The sequence below is a fragment of the cf. Phormidesmis sp. LEGE 11477 genome (genome assembly GCF_015207105.1).
GTDB lineage: Bacteria > Cyanobacteriota > Cyanobacteriia > Phormidesmidales > Phormidesmidaceae > Phormidesmis.
The window spans coordinates 1-2,254 of sequence record NZ_JADEXO010000239.1 but is presented as its reverse complement, the minus strand read 5'-3'; the positions used below and the strand labels follow the sequence as shown (position 1 = coordinate 2,254).

Below are 2,254 nucleotides of genomic sequence, written 5' to 3'. Positions count from 1 at the left end.
GCTGAGAGCAATACAGCCCCGGGCGCTGGGTTTCGCGGCCAGAAACTCATCGATCGCCTCGCACCTGAAAAGCGAGGCGATCTGCTTGGTTTCTCTGCAGAGCAGCATTATTTGCGCGTCTACACACAGCGGGCCGACGACCTCATCTTGATGAGGTTTGCCGACGCATTGGACCTCGTTTCCGAGGTTGAGGGCATGCAGCTTCATCGATCGCACTGGGCGGCGAAAGCAGGTACCGAGCAGCTACTCGACGATCAGGATGGAGTTCGCGTGAAGCTCATCAATGGCGTTGAGCTCCCCATTAGCCGACCGAATGTCGGTGGCGCAAAAATTGTATTCGGGGACTAGGTCATGGTCTGCAGGTAGCAGCAAGAACCACTCCTTTGATTAAATGAATTTAACCATGACTTGTCTGGCGTCGCATAAGGGAAATTATGCGCTAAATACGGCCTGGCGCTGTCAGGCCTAAACGAACCTGTCACTAATTGTCAGAATACAAAACCGCAACGGCCGAACTATCGCGTGTAGAACAATCCCAACTCGCCCTCCCTCAATGCCGTTGCAACCGCGATATGATAGCCGTCAGGCGGGTGGTGTCAGACGAAAGCGAACTGGTCTCAGTTTCCACGGCAACGGGTGATTTAGGCGGCGAGCTGCCGCCATTCGGCCAGCGCGTTTTGCCGGTTCTCCTTGAACCGGTCGCGTTGATTGAGATGACGTTCGAGATTGAAGTGGTTGTGGACTGAGGAATGGACGGAGGCAAAGAGTTGTAAACTTCGCATTCGTCGAAATCGGAGCATGGCTCGCTCTCGTCTTCGGAACGGTAAGTGGCTGTTCTCGGCTCTGTTGTTGAGCCACCTCCCCACGTCCTGTTTGTCCTCGTTTCCGATGACCTTCATGGCGGCTCGATACGAGCGGAGTCTGTCTGTGACGATGACTTCAGGATTACTATACCGCTTCATCGCTTTGCGCAAAAACTTCAATGCTGCATGGCGATCTCGGCGCTTGGTGACATAGGCTTCGAGCACTTCACCTTCATGATCGACGGCGCGCCAGAGATAGTGCGTGACGCCATTTATCTTCACGAACACCTCATCCAGATGCCATTGCCACTGGTCCCAGGCGCGAAGCTTATCAGCTCGTTTTCTTCGAATCTCGGCGGCGAACATCGGGCCGAACCGGTTCCACCAGAACCGCACACTCTCATGGCTCAGATCAATCCCGCGTTCGTGCAGCAGATCCTCGACGTTTCGAAGCGACAACGGGAATCGGACATACATCATCACCGCGAGACGGATGACCTCAGGTGATGTCTTGAAATAGCGAAATGGGTTTTTCATCCCGGCATTTCACCGGAAAACCGATAATGGAGCGTTTAATCTGACAGGACCCCCAATGGCCTAATAGAGGTCGTTCTCCGATTGCGGCTCTGTAACGTCGGCCAACGCAATCAATGTCGTGGATCGGGCAACATTGCCGTGTTGATGGAATTTTTTTACGGCCCATTCATTGAATGTCTCTATCGAAGGCGCGTTGTAAACCGCAACGATATCTGTGCCACCCAGCACGATGTGGGCGGAGTGAAACCCTGGACCACTACGCAAAACTCGGCATGTCTCGTCGACGGCTGATCTTGCGTCACTTGCCAGACCGGCAAACAAGATGATGCGCTTAAATTGTGTTGCATCTTCTTTTTGAATGATCGCTTTCGCGCCGAGAATAACGCCATTTTCCGTCAGCCGTTGAACACGCCGCAAAGTAGCACTCGGCGACAGGCAAGCAATTTTACTCAAGGCTTCATTGGACAACCAGGCATTCTCTTCAAGAGCATCCAAAATTTTCTGGTCGATTGCATCTTTTAATCTCGGCTTAGATACAGTGTCTCGCATTTCTGAATCCAATACTCCGGCAGTTATCGCGTTTGTTTTACCTGCTTGCCCGCAATCCAATTTGACACAAACCCGGACACGATCAATCCGCTGGAATTTTCTTGATGGCGCTCAGTAATCCTGCGGCGATATTAATTGCGCCAGCCTTTAAAAAAAGGGCGAGCCCGAAGGCCCGCCCAATATACGCATAACACTGTACTCGGAGGGCGAAGCCTGCGACCGGAACCGAGAACTCAACCAAAGCCCCGATCGCTCGCTTCTAAGTGCTGCGTATTACCTTTTGTCGATCTGCCTAGCGGCGGATCGTGACCCGGCCGTAGAAGTAACGGCCAGCCGTGTCATAGGTCTGGTTCAACGTGTTCATG

The 2,254-nt window shown here is 52.9% G+C and carries 3 protein-coding genes; 1 reads left to right on the top strand and 2 read right to left on the bottom strand.

Features of this window, described 5'->3' with window-relative positions; genetic code table 11:
* A partial coding sequence (locus IQ256_RS28950; RefSeq protein ID WP_193859139.1) for a LytTR family DNA-binding domain-containing protein occupies window positions 1-348 on the top strand: 348 nt, incomplete at its 5' end.
* A 293-nt stretch (window positions 349-641) separates the two neighbouring features.
* Here IQ256_RS28950 and IQ256_RS28945 read toward each other — a convergent pair.
* Entirely contained in the window at window positions 642-1,340 is a 699-nt protein-coding gene (locus tag IQ256_RS28945; RefSeq protein WP_193859138.1) for an IS6 family transposase, read from the bottom strand.
* A gap of 60 nt (window positions 1,341-1,400) precedes the next feature.
* Window positions 1,401-1,889, bottom strand: a complete 489-nt coding sequence (locus IQ256_RS28940; RefSeq protein WP_193859137.1) for an Lrp/AsnC family transcriptional regulator — start codon at window positions 1,887-1,889, stop codon at window positions 1,401-1,403.
* Between the last annotated feature and the right edge of the window lie 365 nt (window positions 1,890-2,254).